The following is a 25,088-nucleotide window of genomic DNA, read 5'->3' on the forward strand; positions in this document are numbered from 1 at the left end:
AATCTAAAATCTAAAATCTAAAATCGAATGGCGCAAGTTTCGATCGACTCCTTGATTCAAGGGGCAATTTCAGGAGATTATATTGTAAGCTTTCCCACAGATACTGTACCCGCTTTGGCTGCGCGGCCAGATCGCTCGGAGCTGATTTTTGCAGCTAAACGTCGCAGTCAAGACAAACCGCTGATTTTGATGGCAGCATCGGCCCAGGCTTTGTGGCCTTACGTGCAGGGAAGTCCAGCAGAGTTAAACTTGTGGCAGCAAGTGGCCCAATCCTATTGGCCGGGGGCGTTAACTTTGGTGCTGCCGGCTTCGGCAAAAGTCCCGGCGGCCATGAATTCGATCGATCGGACTACAATCGGAATACGAGTGCCTAACCTTCCCCTTGCCCTAAAGATTCTAGAGCAGACAGGCCCTTTGGCTACTACCAGTGCTAATTTATCCGGTCAGCCGCCTCTGGAGTCTGTGACAGAAATTGAGGCTCACTTTCCAGAAGTCTTGACATTAGTTGCTTCTGAATTAGCAACAGCGACAACAGCTTCGAGTTTGCCTTCCACTGTGGCTAAATGGACGGGCAGCGAGTGGGAAATATTGCGACAAGGCACGATCGAGTTAGAATGCTAAAAGCTAAACTCCAAGGCAAAGCAATATGGCGCCGATCGGCTGGAGCGACTTGATATATTTAGGTATGGGACTGGGGTTGGGTTTGGGAAGCAGTTGGATTTGGCGCCTGCGGCAAAAAAGCTCGCAACCGCCCGAACCTGCGCCCAAAGTGCAGCCACCTCCTCAAGAAATTCACTTAGAGAAGTTTGATGCCCTTTCCGAGCAACTTAAGCAAACTCAATTGGCTTATCAGATGGCATCGGAGATGAGCCAATTTAAGGCGGGTTTTTTGGCTCGAACTTCTCACGAGTTGCGATCGCCCCTGAGCAGTATGATTGGTACGCTGCAATTAATTCTGTCGGATCTGTGCGACGATCCTGCTGAGGAACGAGAGTTTGTCGAGCAAGCTCACCTCGCCGCACTTAAGCTGGTGAAATTGATAGATGAAATTATCTTTGTTGCTAAAACTGAACACGGCACTGAAACGATGGATATTGAGCCGATTCAGTTAGCTGCGATTTTTGATGAAGTAGATGATTTAACTTACTTGCAAGCTGCAAATCGCAGCATTCGTTTGGAGATATTACCGCCCGATCCCGGAATTTATGTATTGGCAGATTTGCCGAGGTTTAGACAAGTTTTAGTCAATTTGGTAGATACGGCTGTTGCTCAGATGGAGGAGGGGAGTATTTCTGTTTCGGCGCATTCTTCGCCGGAATCTGGATACGTTCACATTTGGGTTGACGATCAGCGTTCAGTAAGTGCTTGGAGCGAGTCTTGGGATTTGCTTAAGCACGATTTGGAGTGTGATGCTACTAAGAGCAGCGATAATTCTAAGGTTTCTTCTGGAATGAGATTATTGATGAATCAGACTCTTTTAAGTTTGATGAACGGAAAGTTGGAGGTTCTGGCCGTGCCTTCTGAGTCCGAAGAGTCCAATTTTAACCGGACTCAGTGTTCTATTCCTTTGGCAAATTCGTGAAGAAGGAAGAAGGGAATGGATTGTTTAACGGATTAAGGGATGGAGGGAAGAAGTCAAGCGTCAAGATGAAAGAGTGAAGAAGGAAGGAAGAGGGAAATTATCGAGCGGGAGTAAGGTGCGCATTGCGCACCTACATTTAAGAGATTTTGAGGCAATTTGGGTGCAAGTTTTCTGCTTATTTAACAATTAGCCCTTAGCAATTCGCCGTTGCTAATTTCTAATTCGAGATTCTCTTCGAGAAGCTGATTTTCAAGTACCATGGTGGTGCTAGCGTTTTTCTGAAAACCGATGCGCTCGTAGAAGCTTTGTTTGTAAGTTGTCATCAGGTAAACTCGCTCTACTCGGCACATTCGAGGGTGACTCAAGACGGTTTGCACTAATTTGCGACCGAGTCCTGCACCTTGGTAATCCGGGTGAATGGCGACATCCCAGATGGTGGCTCGATAGATGCCGTCTGAGGTGGCCCTGGCAAAGCCGATCGCCCGTGAGCCGTCCCACACTGTAACAACAGGTTCGCTGTTGGCGATCGCAATTTCCCAATCTTCTATCTTGCGTTCCCTCGCCCAAAAGGCGGCGGCTTTAAATAGTTCTTGGATCTGTGCGATGTCTGCGCGATCGCGACCTATACAAAATTGAATGTGACTGGAATCCCTAGTCGTTGATGTCATGCTCAATCTGCCTTCAAGTTGTATCTAAACTGTGTGACTTTTACTGTTTTACAGGAGTGAAAGTTGATTTTGCTTGGGAACGATCAATGGTTGAATTCCCCATTTACAAAACTATTTTTATTGATACATATTTTCTAAGTAATTTCGGTGATGATTAATACTTTTTGGGGTAAATTTTGTAAAAAAGTCTTTGAGTCAAAATTCCCAACTTATAACTCATACCATTTGAGATTTTAGATAGGAATGACTGATTTTTTAGGGGTCTGGAGTTTGTCTGCAGAGAAACCGAGTTTTTTCATAGCAATACTTCGTTACAGCCCACTAAAACGGTAAAAAACCGGGGTTTCGAGGCGTCATCCATCGGTAAGCGTAAGCGATAGCTTGTGTGTTGCCTAATTGCTCAAAAATCATCTATCGAGAGAGGTATTGACTCCACGAGAACACCTGAAGATTGTGCTGTGGAGTCAATTCTTTAATCTCTAATCTCTAATCGAGTGAATCAGTTTTGCAGCCAGCGCGCGGCGTCTTTGGCGTGATAAGTCAAAATCAAATCAGTACCAGCACGCTTGAATCCTGTCAAAGTTTCCATCACTACTCTTTCTTCGTCTATCCAACCGTTGAGGGCGGCGGCTTTCACCATCGCATATTCTCCAGAAACGTTGTAAGCAGCAACTGGCAGGTTAGTTGCTTCCTTCACGCGCCAGATGATGTCCATGTAAGCTAAAGCGGGTTTAACCATGAGCATATCTGCACCTTCGGCAATGTCGAGAGCAATTTCTTTAAGAGCTTCCTTGCCGTTTCCCGGGTCCATTTGATAGGTGCGCCGATCGCCAAATTGCGGAGCAGAATCGGCCGCATCCCGGAACGGGCCATAATAAGCTGAGGCGTATTTTGCGGCGTAAGACATGATGGGAATATCTTCAAATCCAGCGGAGTCCAATCCTTGGCGGATTGCTCCGACAAAACCGTCCATCATTCCCGAAGGTGCGATAATATCTGCACCAGCTTTAGCTTGAGCAACTGCGGTTTTCTTCAGCAATTCTAGTGTGGGATCGTTCAAGACGCGGCCGCTTAAATCTCCGACTTCCAAATAGCCGCAGTGACCGTGACTGGTATATTCGCACAGACAAGTATCGACCATGACGATTAAATCCGGTACGGCTTTTTTAACTGCTTCCGTCGCTTGTTGGACGATGCCGCAGTCGTGCCAAGCACCTGTAGCATCTGTGTCTTTATCTGCGGGAATGCCGAATAAAATAATAGCCGGAATGCCGAGGTCGTAGACTTCTTTTGCTTCTTCTACTATTTTGTCTACCGATAGCTGGTAAACTCCCGGCATCGATGTGACTTCTTTGGCAAAAGCTTCCCCCGGTACGGCAAATAGGGGGTAAATTAAATCGCTGGTTGTCAAGATATTTTCGCGTACCATCCGGCGGAGTTGGGGATGGTTGCGGAGGCGGCGGGGGCGGTGAGTTGGAAACATAATGTTTTTTTTACGGTAGATAAATGCCTGTTTTCTAGGACTCGCGGGGTTTCTTTAAAAGTCTAGAGCTTATTGTTGGCCGATCGCCCTGTACTTAAGTAAACTTCTGTAAAACCCGCGATGTCCATTGTTCCCAGTCAGGAATGCAAGTCCTTTGTAGCCTTTCCCTTTCCCAGACACAGCCCTAACGCTGCTTCTCGGATCGGTTAGTACGGATATCTCGCTGGCTTCACACCTGCAACCAGGGTGCCCAGAAGCGAGAATAGACGGTAAATTATAAATGTATCGAATAGTAACGGTCTTATGTACAAGCAACTAATTTCAAAGATGAAACCGCTTTTGAAACCACTATTCGCGATCGGTCTGGTACTGACGCTAGCCCTCGGTAACGCTGACGGAGCTCTGGCTGCCCGCAGCGGAGGACGCATCGGGGGCGGATCTTTTAGAGCTCCGGCGCCCAGTTACTCATCGCCGAGCCGCACTTACGCGCCGTCGGGAGGCGGTTACTACCCGGGCGGTGGCTTTGGCGGCGGCTTCGGTTTCCCGTTCTTACTGCCGTTTTTTGGCTTTGGGGGCGGGTTTGGCGGCCTGTTCTCGATTTTGATTTTTATCTCGATCGCTAATTTCCTCGTCCAAAGCTTCCGCCGCGCCGGAGGCGGAACTGACGAACTGGGCAACAGCGCTCCCACTACCACCGTATCTGTCGCCCGCTTGCAAGTTGGTTTGCTAGCAGAGGCCCGCGGTTTGCAAGCCGAACTCGACTCCCTAGCGCGCAAAGCGGATACCGATACAGCGGCCGGTCGCGCTCAAGTGGTGCAAGAATCTACTCTGGCGCTGCTGCGGCATCCTGAATACTGGGTTTACGCGGGCGCTGAATCTGTGCAAACTCGCTTAGAAGCAGCCGAAGCTAAGTTTAATCAACTTTCTTTGGCAGAACGCAGTAAATTTACTGAAGAAACGCTCTCGAATTATAACAATCAGCTCCGCCAAGCAGGGAGCAGCAATGTCCTGCCAGGTTCGCAGGAAAATGGCGCGCTGGTTGCCTCTGATTTGAATTCAGATCCCGGGGAATTTATTGTGGTGACGGTGCTTGTCGGTACTCAAGGCAAATTGCAATTGCCAGCAGTGAAAAACTCTGAAGATTTGCGCCAAGCTTTGCGCCAGATTGGCGGAGTATCGAGCGAGCAGTTGCTGGCGGTTGAGGTGCTGTGGACTCCTCAAGCGAACGGGGACACTCTGACTGCTGACGATATGTTGGCCGGCTATCCCGATTTGCGATCGATTTAGTGAGCAAGACTGGGCGCGGAGCATTTTCTGCCGCGCCCCATCCCGCCCCAAAACTGTGGGGGCGAACCCAATTGCCTTTGAGACGGGCATTTCGCGGGATTTTGTGGATGCCGATCGACTTAAAAAAGATTGTTTAACAAATGCTACTATTTAGAGATTATGATTCAGTTCGATCGATCTTCTGCTATGGGCAAGGCTGACCCGAGAAAAGTTTGGCGAAGAAGTTAGGCAGGATAAAAAAAACTGATTGAGTCAGGAGTTACTGCTTCGGAAGAAGTTGCAACCGGGTGTACTCTAAATTTTATATAAGAAAAAAGAAACATCGGGAGCTAAACTTATGGCCGACAGCAGCAGAAAAAAAGCACTTTTCATTTTGAGCCAGTTAAATAATGACGATATCAACTGGATCGTCCAAAAAGGCAAAAAGGAAGTTCTAGATCCGGGCGCGATTTTGATCCATGAAGGGAGACAGATCGATGCGCTATACATTGTTTTGGATGGGAGTTTAAGCGTTTTGATCGAGGCTGAGGCGACTAAAGAACTTGCTAAAATAGCCAGCGGAGAACTGGTTGGAGAAGTCTCTTTTATTGACGCTCGCCCTCCTCTGGCAACGGTGAAGGCGATCGAAGAAACTCACTTGCTGGCAATTCCCAGGCGGCAGTTAGTAATCAAACTTCAACAGGATATGGGCTTTGCTTCCCGGTTTTATTATGGAATTTCACTGTGTCTGGCAGACAGGATGCGCGGTACGATCAGACATATAGAATACGGGCGCAATATAGAATTAGATAAACCCGAATTTGAACGGGAGGATATCAATCCTAACGTCCTGGAAAATTTGGCGCTGGCTCAGGCTAAGTTTAATTGGCTGAAGGAAAATGTTAGGGCTTGAGTAATTTTAAGGCGTTTTTGAGTTTGTGCTGTGAAAACAGACCAATACAGACGGTAATTTATCGATGTCAACTCTCAAATCTAAAAACAGAAGTCTCCAGCAAGATAGGGGCGGGTTTTACCGGAAATATCGATCGATAACTGCCGGAACTATAACAACCCCCCCTTTGCTTTACAGTTGCAACCTCGCGCGCCCAAATGCAACTACCAACCACACAATCTAGATAATTCCCGGCCCTTTGCCGCGGGTGTCTTCTTCATCGGTTAGTTTTCCTTCCTCGCCTTTTTTATCTTTGACTTCTGCGAGAATGCGAGCGCGTTCTTGGGCTTCGGCTTCCTCTTTTTCTCTCAAATCGCCCGGTTCGTTGATGTACATTTCCGGTTCGATCGCGTAATTGTTAACTAGACCTTCTTTGTCTACTGTATAACCATCTGTAGTGTGAATGCTTTCGTCATCGGTTTGGTCATCAGTTTTTGCACCTTTCTGCTTCCCTTCGGTGGTAGGGTGCATGAAGTTAGCGCCTTCGCGTTCTTGCCGCGCTGCTGTCTCCGCAGGAGTAATGCCCCTGTCGTAGTGCGGGGCTTCCATATTAGCTTCGATTTGTTCGTCGGCGGGTGTTGATTTGCTAATTTCTTCGTCGGGCGGTGTTGGTTGGCGATTAGTCATGATTTATTCCTGAGTTATCTTTTCAAAAAGATGTTTGGCTTATGTTTAAATATTAAGGCCAAGCTAGCTCATTCACAAACTATCTTTGGTTATAGTTTTCGAGAACTTGCTTTTATAGCAGATGTTGAAGGAACAAGGAAGAAGCAAAAAGGTTTTAGTTATCTACGAGAAAAGGAAGAAGCAATCTTCGGCAAGGGTTTCAGGAATTAAGAACCTGCTAACCGTCAGGGCGGTTGCTATATGAAAAATACATTTATTGAGTCTTCCTTAAGACTGATAAAATTATCTCTACATTGCCGCTTTCACAGCTTGCGATTTTTTGACATCTATCTAAAGGTAGATAATTGGGAAGGGGAAATTGAGAATGGGTAATTGGGAGAATGACTGATGACTAATCATTAATGACTAATGGCTAATCAGTAATGACTAATCACTAATGACTTCTTTTATGCTTCTTTATAGAAGCGGATGATTTCGCGGACGTGGTTGAGAAACTGTCCGTCATCGGTGAGTTGGGCGATCGCACTTTCTGCATCTCTTCTGAGTTTAGTGTGTTCTGCCTGATTTGTCGCTTGCAAAGATTGTAGAGATGCGGATAAATTAGTTAATTGTATTTTGATCGCCTGTTGCTCCCGATTTTGGACAGCCACCCACGAATTCGGATTGTCTGAACTTAATTGATTGGTCAAATCTCTAACTGTAGATTCTAATTCTGCAAAGCGGCTGCGGAGTTCGACAATATCTTCGCGGGGGTGCAAAAATTGGCGGCGGATAGTTGTCAGCCGCTGGGCTAAATAATGATAACCTCGGATAGCTGGACGCATTACAGTTAACAGCAGTGCAGCAGCGGAACTGAGATAGCCAACAGCACTAATTCCAGCGGCGGCTAGGGCGTAAAGTGCGATCGCGCTAAACAGGTGAAGTGCGATCGCCACAAAGAGCGATCGGCTAACTAATACAGTAACGTATTTGACTTGTTCCTGATCGACAGCAATATTTTTTTTGGTAGATTCTGCGGCTTGCGCTAAAACTTCTTTAGCTTCAAAATGGATATTCCAAGGAACTGTAACTATCAGCAACAGCCATTCAAAAATAGCAATGGCAATTACCCAATCAATAAAACTGCCAGCGGAGACGTGCAACCATTGCAGAATGGCAAAAACTAACAATAAAAATATGCCCGTCGCCGCACCGAAACCTGCAAAACTGTAATACATAACTATCGCCTTGGTAGAATGTTGTTTTGATTGTGGGTAGGTTGTTTAAGTATGGAGGAATAAACTGTGACAGTTAAGTAATCGTCCTATTAAACCCTGTTTATTCGTTATCAGTAATAGTGCGGAGCAAGGGTTGATAGAAACCTGAAAATTTCCCACAAATACTTGGTATACCTAAATCCTGGAATGTTGTACTGATTGTGGGTAGGTTGTTTAGGTGTGCAGCAATAAGCTGTGACAGTTAAGCAATCGTCCTATTAAACCCAGTTTATTAGTGATTAGTCATATTCCGCGACACCAGTGTTTCCAGGCCCCTGCTTTGTTCCAGGAAAATACACCGGCTTTAACCCATCAATAAGAGTTAAATGAAACGGTTTGTTTTTTGAGAGTGCGTAACTTCTCAATAATTAGTCATTGAAAATTAAGTAGAGCGACACGCAAAAACTTGACAACGTAACAAAATGTAAACTAATCACAACCTCTGCGATTGCTTCATTTCACTCACTTTTGACTACTTATGCTTTTCGCAGTTCATCTACTTAGCGATCGGGATGAAGTCAATCGATTTTAGATTTTAGATTTTAGATTTTAGATTAAAGAATTGAAGCATTGACCCCACGGATAAATTCGGGGGCTCCTTTATCGGATACAGGTTTTTTATTTATCCACGGATGAATCCGGGGGCTTGTATCCTAGATGCTTTCGGTCACGTTCTACCCAACTCATAGCATTTGAGATTTGAGACTTGAGATGAGCAATGGCTGATTATGTATGGGTTTGCAGCTTGTCCACAGTTGCATTCATCTTTTAAACTGCTATCACTAACGGCGTTACGCGGTGCTAGTGCTAGGAACGCCGCCATCTCAAAACGCTCCCCTGTATCGATTTTTCTTTTCCAGAGCTGCTAAATCACCTGTGGCTGAGATAAACTGGTTTGGAACTAGATCGCGCGTTTTGCAAGTTGCCTCTCCATAAACGAGACACTGCTACTGCAACCTGTCATCAGCCACAGCAAAATAGGTGCCAAATTTAACTCTACAGTCTCCGATTTCCATTAACTGCGCGTCTACAATCTCAAATAAAAAGTCAGCAGGAAGGACAAACCGATGGCGAACTCAACTCTTGGCCTAGAAAATCAACTTTACGATTATCTGTTATCTATTTCTCTGCGGGAACCCGATATTCTCGCTTCCCTACGGGAAGAAACTGCTAAGCATCCTAGGGCTATGATGCAGATTGCTCCCGAACAAGGTCAGTTTATGGAGATGCTGGTGCAGCTTATGGGAGCGACCAAAACCATAGAAATTGGCGTTTTTACTGGTTATAGCTCGCTGTGCGTAGCTTTAGCGCTGCCTCCTAACGGTCAAATTATTGCCTGCGATGTCAGCGAGGAATATACTGCGATCGCGCGACGCTATTGGGAAGCTGCGGGTGTCGCCAACAAGATTTCTTTGCAGTTGGGCCCAGCAATAAATACTCTCGACAAGTTAATAGCTGAAGGACAAGCAGGAACCTTTGATTTTGCCTTCATCGACGCCGATAAAGAAAATTATGAGGCTTATTTTGAGCGATCGCTGCAACTTGTACGCAATGGCGGTTTAGTTGTAATTGACAATGTTCTGTGGTCAGGACGAGTTGCTGACCCTCAAGTACAAGACGAAAGTACCACCGCCATTCGTACTTTTAACGACAAATTGCGCAACGATCCCAGAGTTACTCTCAGTGTTGTCCCCATTGGTGACGGGCTGACTTTGGCATTGAAACGCCGCTGGGCTACTATGATGGAACCTGAACAGGATAATTAAAGAGTTGTTTGCGGTTTGCGGTTCATTTTAAATTGCCACAAACTGCTAATTATTCAAGAATATACAAGTCAGTTTTATATAGGAGTAAGGTGCGCAATTCGCACCCTAAAAACTCAAAAGTATAGAGTAAGGTTCGCAATGCGTACCCTAGAGAATGATTTATTTTTTAGTTAATCAGAGGCGCAAATGCTGGGTTCAAATTTGCAGGTAAAATTACCGATTCACGAAACTTTTCAGTGTACTGTTCAAGGCGAAGGTTACTGGACGGGGACTTTAGTGGATTTTATCAGATTGGCAGGTTGCCCTGTGGGGTGTCCTTGGTGCGACACCGGTTACGCAAATGGGGGCAAAGGTTTGCCGTCTGTGCCGCAGTCGATCGCACAATTGCTCGCTCAATTGCAGTCTCCGAGAGTTGTCATTACTGGCGGCGAACCTTTTATACACCAGAATTTGCCGGAGTTAGTTGAAGCTTTGTTAGAAGCTGACAAGCAGGTGAGTATTGAAACTTCTGGTGCTTGCTGGCAGGATGTTTCGCCGCAGGCTTGGATTACTCTTTCTCCTAAGGAACACATCAACCCTAAATATCCGGTGCAAGAGCTTTTTTGGACTAGAGCTAATGAAATTAAGTTGGTGGTTAGCACTGGCGAAGAAGTTGAATTTTATCACAAGCATTTGGCAAGTAATGTGAAGATTCCGGTTTTTTTGCAACCAGAATGGAACTCGAAAGATTCAGCGATTCCCATAATATTGGAATTGCTGAAACAAAATCCTAGCTACAAGTTATCTTTGCAAACTCACAAGTTTATTGGCGTGCAATAATGTGATGATTTAGGCAGAGATATTCGTCAGGTTGGCGGTGCAAAGTGGGAGTATATCGCCCTACAATATGTGGAAATATGTGCTAAAATTAAAGGAGAAATTTATGATAATTTGAACGTAATGGAAACAACTACGGAAACCCCAATGGGAAAAGTTATCACAACTCTAGTAATTACGAATCGGCTGGACGAAGGGAAAGCAGAAGATGGTCTGATTCCAATGGAGCAAGTCAGGTCTGTTATTCTAGAAAATGTTTTGGTAGATACGGGCGCGACAACTTTGTGTTTGCCTAAAGATGTCATTGCCCGACTGGGTTTGAAAATTCTCAAGCAAGTAGTTGTGGAAACAGCGACGGGCATTAGTGAAGCGAGGATTTTTCAAGATGCCAAGATTTCTCTGTGCGGGCGCGAAGGCACTTTTGAGTGTCTGGAATTGCCCGAGGGGAAAACGCCACTTTTAGGCGTGATTCCGATGGAAGCGTTGGGAATTGAAGTGGATTTGAAGCATCAAAGTTTGAAGGTTTTGCCCGACGGGCCGACGGAAACCTATTTGACAATTCTTTGATATTCTTGAGTTTGGATGCCAGCTATTCGATCTGCAGCGCTAAGATGGTTAAGCACTGTTTTGCACTACTCTCATGTCCCAACGCGCCGAAACCTCAAACAGCCAGCCAAGTGCATCCCGCAACGGGCATAATGTGACGAATTCTCACTCTAACAACCAAAATATGATTCGGGTTCGCGGTGCGAGACAGCACAACCTGAAAAATATCGATCTGGAACTGCCGCGCGATCGTCTGATAGTTTTTACGGGTGTCTCCGGTTCTGGTAAGTCTTCCCTCGCTTTCGATACAATTTTTGCCGAGGGACAGCGCCGCTACGTGGAGTCTCTCAGCGCCTACGCGCGCCAGTTTTTGGGACAGTTGGACAAACCGGATGTGGACGCGATCGAAGGCTTGAGTCCGGCTATTTCGATCGACCAAAAGTCAACTTCTCACAACCCGCGATCGACTGTTGGCACTGTTACAGAAATTTACGATTATCTCAGATTGCTCTACGGCAGAGCCGGTGAACCGCACTGTCCGATTTGCGATCGCAGCATTGCGCCGCAGACAATTGATGAAATGTGCGATCGAGTCATGGCACTTCCCGACGGCACTCGCTTTCACCTTCTGGCACCAGTTGTGCGCGGAAAAAAAGGCACTCACCGCAAATTATTGTCGAGTATAGCTGCGGAAGGATTTATCCGCGTCAAAGTTGACGGAGAAATTTTAGAACTTTCGGAAAATATCGAATTAGATAAAAATCATACGCACAATATTGAGATAGTTGTCGATCGGTTAATTAAAAAACCCGGTTTAGAAGAACGTTTAGTTGATTCTCTGGCAACTTGTTTGCGCCATTCTGAGGGAATTGCGATAATTGAAGAGTTACCGAGTGATGAAAATTCCGAACCACAGGGGCCGATCGTATTTTCCGAAAACTTTGCTTGTCCCGAACACGGCGCGGTAATGGAAGAACTTTCCCCCAGGCTATTTTCGTTTAATTCGCCCTACGGCGCGTGCCAGAACTGCCACGGTTTGGGGAGTTTGCGGACTTTTGCGCCGGAGTTGGTAGTTCCCGACGAGAAAGCACCTCTTTATTGTGCGATCGCACCTTGGTCTGACAAAGACAATTCTTATTATCTTTCTTTGCTGTGCAGTATTGCTGATACTTGCGGGTTTGATATCGACACTCCTTGGTATCGATTAAAGCCCGAACACCAGCGCGTGATTTTGTACGGCAATGAGTCCAAGGGTACCTCAGAAAGTAAGAAGCGAGACGGCAACACCACCGATTTGAAAAGAGATTTTAAGGGCGTAATTTCCATGTTGCAGCGCCAGTACGACGATACTGGTTCCGATCTGATCAAGCAGAAGTTGGAACAGTATCGGGTCGATCGCTCTTGCGAGGTTTGTCACGGCAAACGCTTGAAAACAGAGGCGCTTTCGGTGCGGTTGGGACAGTACGGAATTGTGGATTTAACGAGTATTTCGATTCGCGAATGTCGCGAACGAGTAAATAATTTGGGATTGAGCGATCGGCAATTCCAAATATCCGATTTAGCCCTGAGAGAAATCAAAGCAAGGCTGCAATTTTTGCTCGATGTCGGGTTAGATTACCTGACTTTAGACCGCGCAGCAATGACGCTTTCTGGCGGAGAAGCCCAGCGAATTCGGCTGGCGACTCAAATCGGTTCTGGTTTGACAGGTGTTCTCTACGTTTTGGACGAACCGAGCATCGGACTGCACCAAAGAGACAATTTTCGCCTACTGCAAACCTTAACAAAATTGCGCGATTTAGGCAATACTTTGATTGTCGTAGAACACGATGAAGAAACCATGCGAGCGGCCGACCACATTGTCGATATCGGGCCCGGTGCCGGCGTTCACGGTGGTAAAATTATATCGCAAGGAAGTTTAGAAAATTTGTTAACGGCCGAGGAATCTTTGACTGGTGCTTATTTGTCGGGAAAGCGAGTAATTGAAACCCCTAATGAAAGGAGAAAAGGCAACGGCAAAGCTCTTTCAATCACAAATGCGAGGCGCAACAATTTAAAAAATATTGATGTGGAAATTCCGCTGGGAAAACTCGTCTGCGTGACGGGGGTTTCCGGTTCGGGAAAATCAACTTTAATCAATGAATTGCTCTACCCGTCACTGCAACACTATATCACCAAAAAAGTGCCTTTACCGCCCGATATGGACGCCCTCAAAACTAAAGGCGAACGCTCTCTAGAGGATGTGATTGATAAGGTAATTGTAATTGACCAATCTCCCATCGGCCGTACTCCGCGTTCTAATCCCGCTACTTACACGGGAGTCTTTGATGTGATTCGGGATTTGTTTGCCGAAAGCATTGAAGCGAAGGCCAGAGGTTACAAAGCGGGGCAGTTTTCTTTTAACGTGAAAGGGGGAAGGTGCGAAGCTTGCGGCGGCCAAGGCGTGAACGTGATTTCGATGAATTTTCTGCCGGATGTTTACGTGCAGTGTGAGGTTTGCAAGGGTGCACGGTACAACCGGGAAACGCTGCAAGTGAAGTACAAAGGCAAGTCGATTTCTGATGTTTTGAACATGACTGTAGAGGAATCTTTGGAGATGTTTAAAAATATTCCCAGGGCGGGCGCCAGACTGCAAACTTTGGTTGATGTCGGTTTGGGTTACATTCAGTTGGGACAGCCGGCGCCGACGCTTTCTGGGGGCGAAGCGCAGCGGGTAAAATTGGCAACAGAACTGTCGCGCCGCGCTACTGGGAAGACGCTTTATTTAATCGATGAACCGACGACGGGTTTGTCGTTTTATGATGTTCACCATTTGTTAAATGTGCTGCAAAGATTGGTGGATAAGGGTAATTCAATTTTGGTAATCGAACACAATTTAGATGTGATTCGGTGCTGCGATTGGGCGATCGATTTGGGGCCTGAAGGGGGAGATAAGGGCGGCGAAATTATTGTGGCGGGGACGCCGGAGGATGTGGCGGCAAATTCTCGTTCTTATACTGGGAAGTATTTGCAAGCTGTTTTGCAGCAGCATCCGTTGGGGGAGGCTGTAGCTGTTAGTTAATAAGTCATGTAGTAAAGATTGTAGGGGCGAAGCATTCGGGCGACAGAATTCGACAATTGCGAACAATTTTATACCCGAATGCTTCGCCCAACCCCAGCGAGTAATATCAAATACATAATTCGATCGAGGCGACAATTTCATACCCGAATGCTTCGCGCAACCCCAGCGAGTAATATCAAATCTGGTAGCATCAGAATAGGGAGTATCGAGGAGGTGCGCGATCTAGTTGCGGTATTGTTTGATTATATGCGGTATTGTACCGCAACTGCGATACAATTATAAGTTCGACTGCTGATTTTCATAACCTCGTAATCAGTTAATACATTTTGGGAATGTTTGGGAATGTCTGAAAGAACTCTGCTAAGTGAAATTGTTCATTGCCCTCACGCACGAGAGTGTCGAGAAGATCTTGCTGCTGAAAATCCATGTCGTAAAATTGTTGATTATCAAAGTTCACTTGGACTAGGAAAGTTTCAAGTGCCTGAACCTTGGAGTGGTCAGATAGAGCAAGCACCTATTCTTTTCCTAAGTTCAAATCCATCAATTGGTTCTGATGAAGACTACCCAACTTGGGATTGGTCATGTAGCGAAGTACACGATTATTTCAATTATCGTTTTGGGGGAGGACGTAAGCAGTGGATTATTGATGGTACGAAATCCTTGCTAATAGACGGAAGATACAGTGGCTCTACTCAATTCTGGGCATCGGTTAGACAACGTGCTATTGAGCTACTTCAACGGAACGTTAGTCCAGGCACTGATTATGCGCTTACCGAAATAGTGCATTGTAAGTCTCATGCCGAAATCGGCGTAGAGCAATCACAGGAGCAATGTGTGAAAGCCTACTTGTTGAGAATTTTAGAACTAGCAAGAGCAAAGGTAATCGTAGTTCTAGGGGCACGCGCAAGGCAAGTGATTCAAAGCCAATTCAAGATCTCGACGGAGAATTCAATATCTGATTCCATTGAGATAGGGAATCGTGAAAGATTTTTTGCTTTTCTCCCTCATCCAAATGCTCGAAGATATCGTTGTTTTGCCAAGTGTTTGCAGGGTGATGAACTGGAAAAGTTACGCGCTTTTTTGCGGTAGCATCAAATTAAGCCGTGAAGAAGTTGCGCGTCGTGCAAAGCAATTGTACGAGAATGGAATCCGTCAAAAAATCGAGGTTGAGGAAAATATTGGCAAGATGGTAATCATCGACATTGAAACAGGTGATTATGAAGTCGATAAAACTGGGTTGCAAGCATCTCGCAACCTCAGTAAGAAGCATCCAAACGCCAGACTTTTCGGGATTCGGATTGGGTATAACGTTGCTGTCTCATTTGGTGGTGTTATGGAGCGTGTCTGCAAGTGATTTCTGGGATTGTGACAAACGGACACGCAACAGTCGTACTAACATTCTTGCTCCCGAATGGTTCAACCATCCCGATCGAGTTTGTCATCGACACGGGCTTCACCGGAGAATTGTGTCTTCCCCCAGAAGCAGTTTCGTTAATGGGTTTGACCTTCAGACATGACACTCCTGCAAATTTGGCAGATAACAGCGAAGTTTTACTATCACTTCATGAAGCGATCGTCCTTTGGGATGGTTTAGAGCGAGAAGTCTTGCTCATTGCGACAGGAAGGCGACCCTTACTTGGAACTGCTTTGCTAGATGAACGAGAACTTGTCATTCAGTTCACAGAAGGCGGATTAGTGACGATTGATGAGTTGTAAATGCCAAAGCGATCGCCCAATTAGCGTTAGCCAGTAAGGTTATTTGTAAAAGACATGAACTAAGTTTCGCAGGTGGCTCCACCATTTCAGAATTCCACACCGCCCTCGGTCACTTCCTCAACTATCGCATTGCGATCGAAGTCTCTAGCGAACCAGAGCGTATACTGTATCTGGCAGTGCCCACCGATACCTACCAAATGTTTCTCAGATTTGAACCCGCAAAAACTGTCATCGAACGTTATGAAATCCGACTAATTATTTACAATCCAACTCGTGAGGCGATCGACCAATGGATAGACTAAACGAATACCGCAAAATTGTTTGCGAGTTTCTCGAAGACTTTGCTAAAAATGACGCAAATGCTCAGCTAATATTCGATTTTGCCCGCGATCGATACCTCGTTATGCACAACGAATGGCGCGACGAATAGCGCATCTATGGGTGTGCCATGCAGCTTGATATCATCGAAAATAACATCTGGATTCAACACAACAGTACCGAAATCTACATCGATCGAGAACTGATTCAACGCGGCGTGTCTCCTCAAGACATTATTCTGGGGTTTCGCTCCCCCTGCATCCGAAAACTCCTTGCCGCCAACTCTTGTTAACTATATTAACTATCTTGAATTGTGGGAGACATTGCCATATTTTGCGCTTGTTGCTGCATGAATTCAATGTCCGATCGCGACCAAGTACGAGGCCCGCTGCACTGATGAGCAATTAACAGCCCCCACAGTCCTTTTTTTGTTAAAATTGGCACGGCTAAATTGGCGCGAACTTTCAGGCTACGCAGAAAATCTCGGTGGCATTCGTGAATGGGTTCTACTTCAATATCTGTAATTGCTCTAACTCTGCCGGCTTCGTACAAAGCAGCGTATTCGCCGCTAAAACACTCATCTGGCCCCGTTGAACCCAAGATTGAGAGTTCGATCGCACTTAACGTCTCGCAGGTAACTTGACCTTGCCACTGCCTGTAAAAATAATATAGCACAGCGCGATCGCTCTGCAAAACTTCTCGAATGTCGTATAGGGATTTTTCAATTAATACGTCGCGCTTTAGACGATCTGTCAAGCGGTTAAGAATGTTTTGCAGGCGATCGCCAGACATGATATTAACTCCTTTAATTCTTCGTACACTCGCCAGCTCTGAATTGTTTAAATTGCACCCTCACACCACCTCAAATTGTTGCGCTTCGGGATTTTCGCGCGCTCGAAAATGAGTAATTTTTGGCTTAACAGTTGTCTGGATGCCAGCAACATTATACTATTATTTTGACAGAGATAGCAATCTTTTTGAGAAACAGGCGATGGCGTCCCGCCCCCCAAGCTACGGCTTTTTTTGCGCGAAGAACCACAGGCGGGAAGCCTGTTCCACAAAGTAAGAGAAGAGGAACAGTATACAAGTGCTGGGTGAATTGCTAGATATGCCTAAAGTTGGTTTCTATCAAAAAGAGTAACTGCTAGGATATCTCGAAAGCTAGAGGAAGCATCAAATATGTCTGTGCTGGAAGCTGCTTGGAAACACGAATTTATCGCTACGAACGGCATCAAACTGCACTATGTCACTCAAGGTTCTGGGCCTCTGATGCTGATGCTGCACGGATTTCCTGAATTCTGGTATTCTTGGCGGCATCAAATCCCGGAATTTGCATCAGATTATAAAGTTGTCGCTGTGGATCTCAGGGGTTACAACGACAGCGACAAACCTCAGGATAAATCTGCTTACGTGATGGCAGAGTTTGTGCAAGATGTCAAGGGAATTATTCAGGGTTTGGGATACGAAAGTTGCGTCTTAGTTGGTCACGACTGGGGAGGCGCGATCGCCTGGAATTTTGCTTATGCTTACCCCCAAATGCTGGATAAATTAATTGTGATGAATCTACCGCATCCGGCAAAGTTTGCTGAAGGGTTACGCACTCCCCAACAATTACTGAAAAGTTGGTACATCTTTTTATTTCAGTTCCCAGTTTTGCCGGAGTTGTTAATTCAGTTGGGCGACTATCAGGCAATTTCTGCTGCTTTGGAAGGTATGGCAGTTGACAAAAACACTTTTACCCCCTCAGATATCGAAGCTTACAAAGATGCGGCTGCCAAACGGGGCGCTCTGACTGCTACTATCAATTATTACCGCAATATGGCTAGCGGATTTCTCGATCGCCCGAATTGGAGCGTGCTGGAAGTTCCGACGCTGATGATTTGGGGAGAAAATGATACCGCCCTCGGTAAAGAGTTAACCTATGGGACAGCAGATTACGTGCGAGATTTTCAGATTGAGTATATTCCCAATTGCAGCCACTGGGTGCAGCAGGAACAGCCGCAGTTAGTGAATCGGTATATGAGAGATTTTTTGGCAAGAAAAGCTGTTTGAATTGATACAAATAGTGTAAGGTGCGTCAGTCGAAGTTTTTGCATCAACTCGAAAGTTTTTGTTTCCGACGCACCCTACCGAAGATGGTGCAAGGTGCGTCCGATCGAATATACTCTGATACGCCTTCACTGTTTCTCTCTCATCTAACCCTAGAAGCACAGACCGAGGTACGAATGCACATAAATTTCATCTAAATGCGCTTCCATCTCAATCTTCTCGCTGTTTCGTTCGTAGCAGAAGCTGTTGTCGGTAATCTTGAGATGAAAATGCTTTGCTACCTGATAGCGATTGATGACCTTTCCCACTTTCACCCCAATTTTTTCGGCTCCTCGAAGTGGACGATTCGAGCGCTTGTCAAGCGTGACAATTTTATCTAACTCTTTTGGCGAACTTTTTCCAGCAGTGGACTTAAGGTTGAAGCATCATTGATATTGCCTTCAAACACTTCTACGGCGATGGGACATTCGGGTCAATAAACACTTCCCCCACCGTCGGATATTCCAAGCCAGCAATAATCCGCAACAGCGTACTTTTACCGCACCCACTTCCAGAGGCAATAATCACTGTTTTCTAGGCATCGCCAATGCGGGAGTCACTTAAGTTAGTCAGTTCTAACTGTTTAGCGGCCGCGGCGGGCGGGTGTGAGTTTGGACTCTTTGTCATGGTAGCGGTAGGTTAAGAGCAATTATTAAAAAAATATTAAGAAAACTGAAAACTCTAATTTGATGACTCTATACTCCTCAAAGTAACTACGATATATCGATAAAATTACCGTAGTTAAAGAAAAAGTATCGGTGAATCAACAACAAGTTTGGCAAAATTCAGTGACTTCCATTGTTCAGTCTCTAAAATTTGCGATCGCAGCCAGTTCCCAATTGCTGCGATTTTCAGGGCAATTTCTTAAAAGAGCTCAGCATCTAGGACGCTCAGAAAAAGCGTACAGTGTCTTGTTTTTACTAAGTGTAATTCTAAGTATATCAATTGCTGCTTGCTCTGGAACGAGTAGGGCTAATCAAGGCGATATCAAGCTCAACCTAGTTTCCTTCTCAGTGACGAAAGCGGCCCACGACCAAATCGTCCCTAAATTTGTAGAAAAGTGGCAGAAAGAACACAACCAAAACGTCATTTTTGAACGCAGTTATGGCGGGTCTTTAGCGCAAACCGACGAGATCGTTGCCGGCAAACAAGAAGCCGATGTAGTGCATCTTGCCCTCCCATTGGATGTCGTTCGCATCGAAGAAGCTGGTTTGATTAACTCTGGCTGGCAAGACAGAGTTCCTAGAAGGGGAGTAGTTAGTCAATCGGTGGCCGCAATTGTCACCCGAGAAGGCAACCCCAAAGATATTCAAACTTGGGCAGATTTAGCCAAAGAAGATGTAAATGTCATTACAGCGAATCCTCAAACCTCTGGTATTGGTGTTTGGCAATTTTTAGGTCTGTGGGGGTCAGTCACCCAAGAAGGAGGAGATCCTGAACAAGCCCTTGATTTTGTGGGAAAAATCTATAAAAAAATTCCCATCCTAACGAAAGATGCGCGGGAAGCCAGCGACTTATTCTTCCAACAAGGGCAGGGAGATGCCTTAGTAACCTATGAAAATGAAGTGATTTTAGCTGGAACGAACCGACCCAAAACCAGTTATTTTGTTCCTTCCCTCAATATCTCTATCGATAATCCCGTGGCGATAGTTGATAAAAACGTGGATAAGCATGGAACGAGAGAAGTGGCAGCAGCCTTTGTCGATTTTCTCTATTCAGACGAAGCTCAGCAAGAATTCGCCAAATTAGGCTACCGTTCGGTCAATCCCTTTATCGCTCAAGGCACAGAGGTGCAATTTCCCCCAATTAAAACCTTGTTTAATGCTCAAGATTTAGGAGGGTGGCCTTCGATCAAAGAGAAGTTTTTTGCAAAGGATGGCATCTTTGACCAAATTAAGGGCAAGTCCTGAACTTCAACGCCTAATTCACTTTCATTTTTCCAAATTTACGCTCAAATCTTATGAAATTTTCTCGTTGGTTTTACCTAATCCCTCTCATCGTCACGGGCAACCTGATGACGAGTTGTGGCAATTCAGAAGATAAGGAACAGCAAATCAGTATTGATGGTGGTGCTGTGGGCTTTAGCGTTTCCCTCGCCGTCGCCGAAGAATACCAAAAACTTTATCCCAATGCCCAAGTCAGCGTGGCTGCCAGTGGCACAGGGGGAGGGTTTAGCAAGTTTTGTGCTGGAAACCTTGAGATTGCGGGGGCTTCTCGCACCATCAGAGACGAAGAAATCAAAAAATGTGAGGAAAAAGGAATCGAATTTATTGAACTGCCGATGGCTCTTGATGGTCTTGCGGTAGTGGTTAATAAGGAAAATAACTTTGCCAAATGTCTAACGATTAAAGAATTAGACACAATGTGGAATGCCAAATCCGAAGGCAAAATTACCAGTTGGAAGCAAATCAATCCCGACTTTCCAGACGAAAAACTGTTGCTGTTTGCCCCTCCTTCCGATACGGGAACCTTTGATTATTTCACCCAAGCCGTAACGAGTAAAAGGAAAAATAGTCGTACCGACTTTACCCCCAGTCGCAACCAAAATACCCTCGTTCAAGGGGTGATTGGCAATAAATCGGGACTTGCCTATCTGGGAATTGCCTTCTTGCTCCAAAACCAAGACAAATTGAACGGGGTGGCGATTGAAAATGCGAATGGAGAATGTGTTAAACCAGTTCCCCTTGATAACGTTCTGAGAAATATCTATAGCCCCCTTTCTCGCCCCCTCTTTATCTACGTCAATAAAAACTCCCTGACAACCAATCCTTCCCTGGAAAGATTCGTGAAATTCTATTTAGAAAATTCTTGGAAATGGGTGGATGGTGTGGGCTATGTAGCGTTACCCGATGAAGCTTATGTGAAAACTAAGCAAAAATTTGAGCGGCGTGAAACCGGAACGAAGTTCAAAAAAGCCAAACCCGGCGAACCCATTACTAACTTTATTTAAGAAGGAAATCTCAAGCCAATGACCCTAACTCCTAGTTCCTTTGATGACTCCCTTTTCGCTGCGGATGACTTCTTGCTTAAGAAGGCTTCTGAAGATGTCCCAGAAAAGATTATTGGTGCAGTTTTATTTGCCTGTGCCTTCGTGTCCGTTGCCACCACCTTTGGTATTGTCTGGATCATTTTCCAAGAGACTTTGGGTTTTTTCCAAGAAGTGTCCTTAGCCCAGTTCTTTCTTGATACCCGATGGACTCCCCTGTTTGCCGAGGCCCATTTTGGCATCTGGCCGCTGCTGAACGGAACGTTTTTAACATCTGCGATCGCTATGGCTGTGGCGGTTCCTTTGGGGTTGTCTTCAGCCATTTACCTGAGTGAATATGCCAAACCGAATGTGGCAGCCGTGTTACGCCCTGCTGTGGAGTTATTGGGGGGAATTCCCACAGTAGTTTATGGTTACTTTGCTTTGCTCTTTGTCACTCCGGTTCTGCGGTATCTTTTCCCCTTAGAGATTTTTAATGCCCTCAGCGCTGGGTTAATGATGGGCATTATGATCACCCCCACCGTCGGTTCCATCAGCTTAGATGCCATTCAATCGGTTCCCCGTTCTCTGCGGGAAGGTTCCTATGCCTTGGGCATTACCAAACTAGAAACCATTTTTAAAGTGGTTCTTCCGGCGGCCTTGTCTGGGATTATGGCTTCGATTATTTTAGGCGTTTCCCGCGCAGTGGGAGAAACCATGACCGTTCTGATTGCGGCTGGATCGCAGCCTCGCCTCACCGTCAATTTCATGGAATCCGTGGCCACCTTGACCGCTTTTATGGCGGAGATTTCGGGGGGAGATAGTCCCAGGGGTAGCCTCAGTTTTAAGACTTTGTATGCGGTGGGAGCAGTTCTGTTCGTGATTACATTGTCTCTCAATATGGCCAGCTTCTGGATTTCTAGTCGCTTTAAGGAAAAATACGACTGATTGCTATGGTTAAATCAACTCCAACAAACAATTCCGTTAACACTGCCGAATTTACCGACAACATAGAACGCCGAGAAGCGATCGGTAAAGTCTTTGAGTATCTATTCTTAATTGGGTTACTCATCGGTTTATTTGTCCTCGCCTTACTGGTTCTTAATATCCTCCATGATGGACTTGGCAGATTGCTAACACCGGGGTTTCTCACGGAAACGCCTTCCCGTTTTGCCGAACGCGGAGGTATCCGTCCAGCCATTATTGGGAGTTTCTTTCTGGGACTGATCGTCCTTCTGGTTGCGGTCCCCATTGGGGTAGGGGCTGCTTTGTATCTAGAGGAATACGCCCCTAAAAAGTGGTGGACTGCCCTGATTGAGATTAATATCGGGAATTTAGCGGGGATTCCTTCTATTGTCTATGGCTTACTGGGTTTAGGGGTCTTTAACTATTTACTAGGGTTTGGGCCTACCTTGATTTCGGGGGCATTAACCCTTGCCCTATTGTCTTTACCCGTCATTATCGTCACGGCGAGGGAGGCCATCCGCGCCGTTCCCGATTCCCTGAGAAATGCTTCCTATGGATTGGGAACTACCAAATGGCAAACCATTCAACACCATGTCTTACCCTATGCCATTCCGGGAATTCTTACGGGGGTGATTATTTCTGTCTCCCGCGCCATGGGGGATGCTGCTTCTTTGGTGGTCGTGGGTGCTGTCAGTTTCCTTACGTTTAATCCGGGTTTATTCCAACGATTTATGGCGTTACCCATTCAAATTTTCAGCTATATCACTCGTCCTGAACCGGGGTTTGCCAGTGCAGCCGCAGCGACGATTATTGTGCTGATTATCTTGATTTTGGCGCTTAATGCCGTCGCTATCTATCTGCGCCAACGCTATTCCAGCCATTAATTAACTTGAGTTGTCAAGATTAAGGAGACCATTTCAGATGACTGACAGTAATACAGGTAAGCTCGACGCGGACAATAGCGTGTTTGAGGCAGAAGGCGTAAAGGTTTATTACAATGGCTTTTTAGCCCTTGTCGATGTCCATATCAAAATTCCCCGTCAAAAAATTGTGGCTTTTATCGGCCCTTCAGGCTGTGGCAAAAGTACCTTATTGCGTTGCTTCAATCGCATGAACGATCTAATCCCTGGGGCAAAGGTGGAAGGGAAACTCATTTACCGCAACCGTAATATTTACGATCCGCAAGTGAATTCCGTCAAATTGCGGCGACAGGTGGGAATGGTGTTTCAAAGACCGAATCCGTTTCCCAAGAGCATTTATGAAAATATTGCCTATGCCCCCAGAACCAACGGTTATCAAGGAAATCTGGATGAATTAGTGGAATCTTCCCTCAAACAAGCCGCTATCTGGAATGAGGTCAAGGATAAACTGCAAGATAAAGGAACGGCGTTATCCGGGGGACAACAACAGAGGCTTTGTATTGCCCGCGCGATCGCTATGAAGCCCGATGTCTTGTTAATGGATGAACCTTGCTCTGCTCTCGACCCCATTTCTACCCGACAGGTTGAAGAACTGTGCTTAGAACTTAAGGAACGATACACAATTATTACGGTGACTCACAATATGCAACAAGCGTCAAGAATCGCGGATTGGACGGCATTTTTCAATACAGAAACGGACGATCAAGGCAAACGACGCGGCAAATTGGTGGAGTTTGGTCCCACTGAACAAATTTTCCGTTCTCCCCAAACCAAAGAAGCCGAAGAGTACATCAGTGGACGCTTTGGTTAAACTCAAGTGTCAGATTTAGGCGTTACGCATTGTCAGCAATGACATTACGTTGGTCATAAGCATTAGGTTAAAAAAACAATTTATTCCTAAAATTAACCCTATAGGTTCATATTCCGCTCGGCAGTTAGCCTCAACTCTTGCCTACAGAGTTTTAGTTCATGGCGAAATTGAGGCTTATTTCAATACGGTTCAGTTAACGCTCAAACCGTTGTAAACTATGTATTGTCTCCACAAAGAGAGAGCAAGTTAGCGTGCATCTCAAAGAATTCTCTTTCGTATCTCCCAAAATCCCAAGTACGGAGATATTCAAAGCAATAGAAATGGGGAGTCGGGCTACTGCAATCTTTCCAGGCGATTACTAAAACGAAGGTTGAAGAGAAACGTCATCGTGCCTTACCAGTACAACTGGTAGTGTGTCTGGTAATCGCCATGAGTCTGTGGTCGAAAGATTCAATACGGGATGTACTAAAAAATTTGATTGATGGTCTTAATGAAGGGTGGATAAAAATTGGTAAATATTGGCGATTTCCATGTGTATTTCGGCAATTACTCAAGCCAGACAAAGATTAGGATCAGGCGTGATGAGACAGTTGTTTCATTCTGCAAGTGCGACCAATGGCGACAGTTGAAACAGTAGGAGCTTTTATCAACGAACTCAGAGTCGTAGTGATAGACGGAACCTGCTTAGATCTCCCCGATCGTGATGAAAATGCCAGAGTTTTTGGTCGGGAAAGGAAGTCGCCACGGTACAAAAGCAGCGTTTTTTTGCATCTAGATTCGTCATTTTAGTAGAGGCAGGAACATATTTAATCTTTGATGCTTTAATGTCTCCATATAAAATGGGAGAAAGAGTAAGATCGTTAAAGTTATGGATCTCAGTAACGCCGGGAATGCTATTGATCTGGGATAGAAGCTTACATTCTTATGCGATGGTAGAAGCTACAGTCAGTAACGGTTGTGAGTATTTGGGGCGAATTTCATGCAACGTTAAATTCTTAAACGAAATACAATTAGATGATGGTTCGTGTGTGAGTTGCATTTACCCCTGATAGCAAACTAAGGAAAAAAGGATTTAAGCCCATAAAGGTAAGAGTAATTGAATACACAATTGATAATTACGATCGCCCAGAAGCACAAATTAGATATCGTTTAATTACCAGCTTGTTGGAATCTGAAAAATTTACTGCCCAGTTACTTGCCTGTGAATATCATCAACGTTGGGAAGTCGAGAATACGATTGATGAACTCAAAGTACATTTGTGAGGACGAAAAACTCATATTCGT

Annotated in this window: 25 protein-coding genes and 2 pseudogenes; 20 read left to right on the forward strand and 7 right to left on the reverse strand. The window is 45.5% G+C overall.

Features of this window, described 5'->3' with window-relative positions:
• Positions 1–27: 27 nt before the first annotated feature.
• Positions 28–621 (forward strand): L-threonylcarbamoyladenylate synthase, encoded by a 594-nt coding sequence (locus tag QUA20_RS03935; protein WP_333185573.1) that lies wholly within the window; start codon positions 28–30, stop codon positions 619–621.
• A 25-nt stretch (positions 622–646) separates the two neighbouring features.
• On the forward strand, positions 647–1,582 hold the full coding sequence (locus QUA20_RS03940) for a HAMP domain-containing sensor histidine kinase (RefSeq protein WP_333185575.1): 936 nt from the start codon (positions 647–649) through the stop codon (positions 1,580–1,582).
• A 179-nt stretch (positions 1,583–1,761) separates the two neighbouring features.
• Here QUA20_RS03940 and QUA20_RS03945 read toward each other — a convergent pair whose 3' ends face one another.
• Together QUA20_RS03945 and hemB are read right to left on the reverse strand one after the other, a co-directional pair.
• Complete coding sequence (locus QUA20_RS03945) at positions 1,762–2,250, reverse strand: GNAT family N-acetyltransferase (RefSeq protein WP_333185577.1); 489 nt, start codon at positions 2,248–2,250, stop codon at positions 1,762–1,764.
• Between the two features lie 499 nt (positions 2,251–2,749).
• Positions 2,750–3,733: a porphobilinogen synthase gene (gene hemB, locus QUA20_RS03950; protein WP_172187314.1), complete on the reverse strand. Its 984-nt coding sequence runs from the start codon at positions 3,731–3,733 to the stop codon at positions 2,750–2,752.
• Positions 3,734–4,036: 303 nt separating this feature from the next.
• On the opposite strand from hemB, the gene QUA20_RS03955 reads away from it, so the two are divergent.
• A complete protein-coding gene (locus tag QUA20_RS03955) occupies positions 4,037–5,020 on the forward strand; it encodes a DUF1517 domain-containing protein (protein ID WP_333185579.1) in 984 nt (327 codons plus the stop codon).
• 337 nt (positions 5,021–5,357) lie between these two features.
• Positions 5,358–5,912, forward strand: coding sequence for a cyclic nucleotide-binding domain-containing protein (locus tag QUA20_RS03960; protein WP_333185581.1), 555 nt, complete (start codon positions 5,358–5,360; stop codon positions 5,910–5,912).
• Positions 5,913–6,131: 219 nt separating this feature from the next.
• Here QUA20_RS03960 and QUA20_RS03965 read toward each other — a convergent pair whose 3' ends face one another.
• Together QUA20_RS03965 and QUA20_RS03970 are read right to left on the reverse strand one after the other, a co-directional pair.
• Positions 6,132–6,578, reverse strand: coding sequence for a hypothetical protein (locus tag QUA20_RS03965; protein ID WP_333185582.1), 447 nt, complete (start codon positions 6,576–6,578; stop codon positions 6,132–6,134).
• Between the two features lie 446 nt (positions 6,579–7,024).
• The gene (locus tag QUA20_RS03970; RefSeq protein WP_333185584.1) at positions 7,025–7,795 is read right to left on the reverse strand and encodes a hypothetical protein; all 771 of its coding nucleotides are present in this window, start codon (positions 7,793–7,795) and stop codon (positions 7,025–7,027) included.
• Between the two features lie 1,106 nt (positions 7,796–8,901).
• Between QUA20_RS03970 and QUA20_RS03975 the strand changes: the two genes are divergently transcribed.
• The 9 genes and pseudogenes from QUA20_RS03975 (at position 8,902) to QUA20_RS04015 (ending at position 16,346) form a co-directional block, all read left to right on the forward strand.
• On the forward strand, positions 8,902–9,600 hold the full coding sequence (locus tag QUA20_RS03975; RefSeq protein WP_333185586.1) for a class I SAM-dependent methyltransferase: 699 nt from the start codon (positions 8,902–8,904) through the stop codon (positions 9,598–9,600).
• 186 nt (positions 9,601–9,786) lie between these two features.
• Complete coding sequence (locus QUA20_RS03980) at positions 9,787–10,419, forward strand: 7-carboxy-7-deazaguanine synthase QueE (RefSeq protein WP_333185588.1); 633 nt, start codon at positions 9,787–9,789, stop codon at positions 10,417–10,419.
• A 120-nt stretch (positions 10,420–10,539) separates the two neighbouring features.
• Positions 10,540–10,983 carry a retroviral-like aspartic protease family protein gene (locus QUA20_RS03985; RefSeq protein WP_333185591.1) on the forward strand — a complete coding sequence of 148 codons (444 nt, stop codon included), beginning with the start codon at positions 10,540–10,542 and terminating at the stop codon, positions 10,981–10,983.
• Positions 10,984–11,056: 73 nt separating this feature from the next.
• Entirely contained in the window at positions 11,057–14,020 is a 2,964-nt protein-coding gene (gene uvrA / locus QUA20_RS03990) for an excinuclease ABC subunit UvrA (RefSeq protein ID WP_333185593.1), read from the forward strand.
• Between the two features lie 342 nt (positions 14,021–14,362).
• A complete protein-coding gene (locus QUA20_RS03995) occupies positions 14,363–15,109 on the forward strand; it encodes a uracil-DNA glycosylase family protein (RefSeq protein WP_333185595.1) in 747 nt (248 codons plus the stop codon).
• A complete protein-coding gene (locus tag QUA20_RS04000) occupies positions 15,075–15,374 on the forward strand; it encodes a hypothetical protein (protein WP_333185641.1) in 300 nt (99 codons plus the stop codon). The genes QUA20_RS03995 and QUA20_RS04000 overlap by 35 nt, the downstream gene beginning before the upstream one ends.
• An 11-nt stretch (positions 15,375–15,385) precedes the next feature.
• A complete protein-coding gene (locus QUA20_RS04005; protein WP_333185597.1) occupies positions 15,386–15,736 on the forward strand; it encodes a clan AA aspartic protease in 351 nt (116 codons plus the stop codon).
• A gap of 41 nt (positions 15,737–15,777) precedes the next feature.
• Complete coding sequence (locus tag QUA20_RS04010; protein ID WP_333185643.1) at positions 15,778–16,038, forward strand: element excision factor XisH family protein; 261 nt, start codon at positions 15,778–15,780, stop codon at positions 16,036–16,038.
• A pseudogene (locus QUA20_RS04015) lies at positions 16,026–16,346 on the forward strand (XisI protein). Before QUA20_RS04010 ends, QUA20_RS04015 begins: the two are co-directional and overlap by 13 nt.
• 5 nt (positions 16,347–16,351) lie before the next feature.
• Here QUA20_RS04015 and QUA20_RS04020 read toward each other — a convergent pair.
• Positions 16,352–16,846, reverse strand: coding sequence for a GAF domain-containing protein (locus tag QUA20_RS04020; RefSeq protein WP_333185598.1), 495 nt, complete (start codon positions 16,844–16,846; stop codon positions 16,352–16,354).
• 387 nt (positions 16,847–17,233) lie between these two features.
• On the opposite strand from QUA20_RS04020, the gene QUA20_RS04025 reads away from it, so the two are divergent.
• The gene (locus QUA20_RS04025) at positions 17,234–18,106 is read left to right on the forward strand and encodes an alpha/beta hydrolase (protein WP_333185600.1); all 873 of its coding nucleotides are present in this window, start codon (positions 17,234–17,236) and stop codon (positions 18,104–18,106) included.
• Between the two features lie 149 nt (positions 18,107–18,255).
• On the opposite strand, the gene QUA20_RS04030 is transcribed toward QUA20_RS04025, so the two are convergent.
• Positions 18,256–18,417, reverse strand: a complete 162-nt coding sequence (locus tag QUA20_RS04030; protein WP_333185602.1) for a hypothetical protein — start codon at positions 18,415–18,417, stop codon at positions 18,256–18,258.
• A gap of 136 nt (positions 18,418–18,553) precedes the next feature.
• Positions 18,554–18,670, reverse strand: coding sequence for an ATP-binding cassette domain-containing protein (locus QUA20_RS04035; RefSeq protein ID WP_333185604.1), 117 nt, complete (start codon positions 18,668–18,670; stop codon positions 18,554–18,556).
• Between the two features lie 260 nt (positions 18,671–18,930).
• Between QUA20_RS04035 and QUA20_RS04040 the strand changes: the two genes are divergently transcribed.
• From QUA20_RS04040 to QUA20_RS04065, 6 genes and pseudogenes are all read left to right on the forward strand, one after another.
• On the forward strand, positions 18,931–20,052 hold the full coding sequence (locus QUA20_RS04040; RefSeq protein WP_333185606.1) for a sulfate ABC transporter substrate-binding protein: 1,122 nt from the start codon (positions 18,931–18,933) through the stop codon (positions 20,050–20,052).
• 50 nt (positions 20,053–20,102) lie between these two features.
• Positions 20,103–21,092: a PstS family phosphate ABC transporter substrate-binding protein gene (locus QUA20_RS04045; protein ID WP_333185608.1), complete on the forward strand. Its 990-nt coding sequence runs from the start codon at positions 20,103–20,105 to the stop codon at positions 21,090–21,092.
• A gap of 18 nt (positions 21,093–21,110) precedes the next feature.
• Positions 21,111–22,055, forward strand: a complete 945-nt coding sequence (pstC, locus tag QUA20_RS04050) for a phosphate ABC transporter permease subunit PstC (RefSeq protein WP_333185610.1) — start codon at positions 21,111–21,113, stop codon at positions 22,053–22,055.
• 5 nt (positions 22,056–22,060) lie between these two features.
• Complete coding sequence (gene pstA, locus QUA20_RS04055; RefSeq protein ID WP_333185612.1) at positions 22,061–22,957, forward strand: phosphate ABC transporter permease PstA; 897 nt, start codon at positions 22,061–22,063, stop codon at positions 22,955–22,957.
• 37 nt (positions 22,958–22,994) lie between these two features.
• Positions 22,995–23,804 (forward strand): phosphate ABC transporter ATP-binding protein PstB, encoded by an 810-nt coding sequence (pstB, locus tag QUA20_RS04060; RefSeq protein ID WP_333185614.1) that lies wholly within the window; start codon positions 22,995–22,997, stop codon positions 23,802–23,804.
• Positions 23,805–24,158: 354 nt separating this feature from the next.
• Positions 24,159–25,064, forward strand: a pseudogene (locus QUA20_RS04065) (IS4 family transposase); the annotation flags it as partial.
• Between the last annotated feature and the right edge of the window lie 24 nt (positions 25,065–25,088).

Origin of the sequence: Microcoleus sp. Pol7_A1 (assembly GCF_036701085.1) — a bacterium.
Classification (GTDB): domain Bacteria; phylum Cyanobacteriota; class Cyanobacteriia; order Cyanobacteriales; family Microcoleaceae; genus Microcoleus; species Microcoleus asticus.

Excerpts from the sequence above, each read along its gene's own strand:
- QUA20_RS03935 (WP_333185573.1), top strand. The coding sequence starts at position 28 with ATGGCGCAAGTTTCGATCGACTCCTTGATTCAAGGGGCAATTTCAGGA.
- QUA20_RS03995 (WP_333185595.1), top strand. The coding sequence starts at position 14,363 with ATGTCTGAAAGAACTCTGCTAAGTGAAATTGTTCATTGCCCTCACGCA.
- pstC (WP_333185610.1), top strand. The coding sequence starts at position 21,111 with ATGACCCTAACTCCTAGTTCCTTTGATGACTCCCTTTTCGCTGCGGAT.
- QUA20_RS04025 (WP_333185600.1), top strand. The coding sequence starts at position 17,234 with ATGTCTGTGCTGGAAGCTGCTTGGAAACACGAATTTATCGCTACGAAC.
- QUA20_RS03975 (WP_333185586.1), top strand. The coding sequence starts at position 8,902 with ATGGCGAACTCAACTCTTGGCCTAGAAAATCAACTTTACGATTATCTG.
- QUA20_RS03940 (WP_333185575.1), top strand. The coding sequence starts at position 647 with ATGGCGCCGATCGGCTGGAGCGACTTGATATATTTAGGTATGGGACTG.
- QUA20_RS03965 (WP_333185582.1), bottom strand. The coding sequence starts at position 6,578 with ATGACTAATCGCCAACCAACACCGCCCGACGAAGAAATTAGCAAATCA.
- QUA20_RS03970 (WP_333185584.1), bottom strand. The coding sequence starts at position 7,795 with ATGTATTACAGTTTTGCAGGTTTCGGTGCGGCGACGGGCATATTTTTA.
- QUA20_RS03980 (WP_333185588.1), top strand. The coding sequence starts at position 9,787 with ATGCTGGGTTCAAATTTGCAGGTAAAATTACCGATTCACGAAACTTTT.
- QUA20_RS03945 (WP_333185577.1), bottom strand. The coding sequence starts at position 2,250 with ATGACATCAACGACTAGGGATTCCAGTCACATTCAATTTTGTATAGGT.
- QUA20_RS04045 (WP_333185608.1), top strand. The coding sequence starts at position 20,103 with ATGAAATTTTCTCGTTGGTTTTACCTAATCCCTCTCATCGTCACGGGC.
- pstA (WP_333185612.1), top strand. The coding sequence starts at position 22,061 with ATGGTTAAATCAACTCCAACAAACAATTCCGTTAACACTGCCGAATTT.
- QUA20_RS04020 (WP_333185598.1), bottom strand. The coding sequence starts at position 16,846 with ATGTCTGGCGATCGCCTGCAAAACATTCTTAACCGCTTGACAGATCGT.
- QUA20_RS04000 (WP_333185641.1), top strand. The coding sequence starts at position 15,075 with ATGAACTGGAAAAGTTACGCGCTTTTTTGCGGTAGCATCAAATTAAGC.
- QUA20_RS03985 (WP_333185591.1), top strand. The coding sequence starts at position 10,540 with ATGGAAACAACTACGGAAACCCCAATGGGAAAAGTTATCACAACTCTA.
- uvrA (WP_333185593.1), top strand. The coding sequence starts at position 11,057 with ATGTCCCAACGCGCCGAAACCTCAAACAGCCAGCCAAGTGCATCCCGC.
- QUA20_RS03955 (WP_333185579.1), top strand. The coding sequence starts at position 4,037 with ATGTACAAGCAACTAATTTCAAAGATGAAACCGCTTTTGAAACCACTA.
- pstB (WP_333185614.1), top strand. The coding sequence starts at position 22,995 with ATGACTGACAGTAATACAGGTAAGCTCGACGCGGACAATAGCGTGTTT.
- hemB (WP_172187314.1), bottom strand. The coding sequence starts at position 3,733 with ATGTTTCCAACTCACCGCCCCCGCCGCCTCCGCAACCATCCCCAACTC.
- QUA20_RS03960 (WP_333185581.1), top strand. The coding sequence starts at position 5,358 with ATGGCCGACAGCAGCAGAAAAAAAGCACTTTTCATTTTGAGCCAGTTA.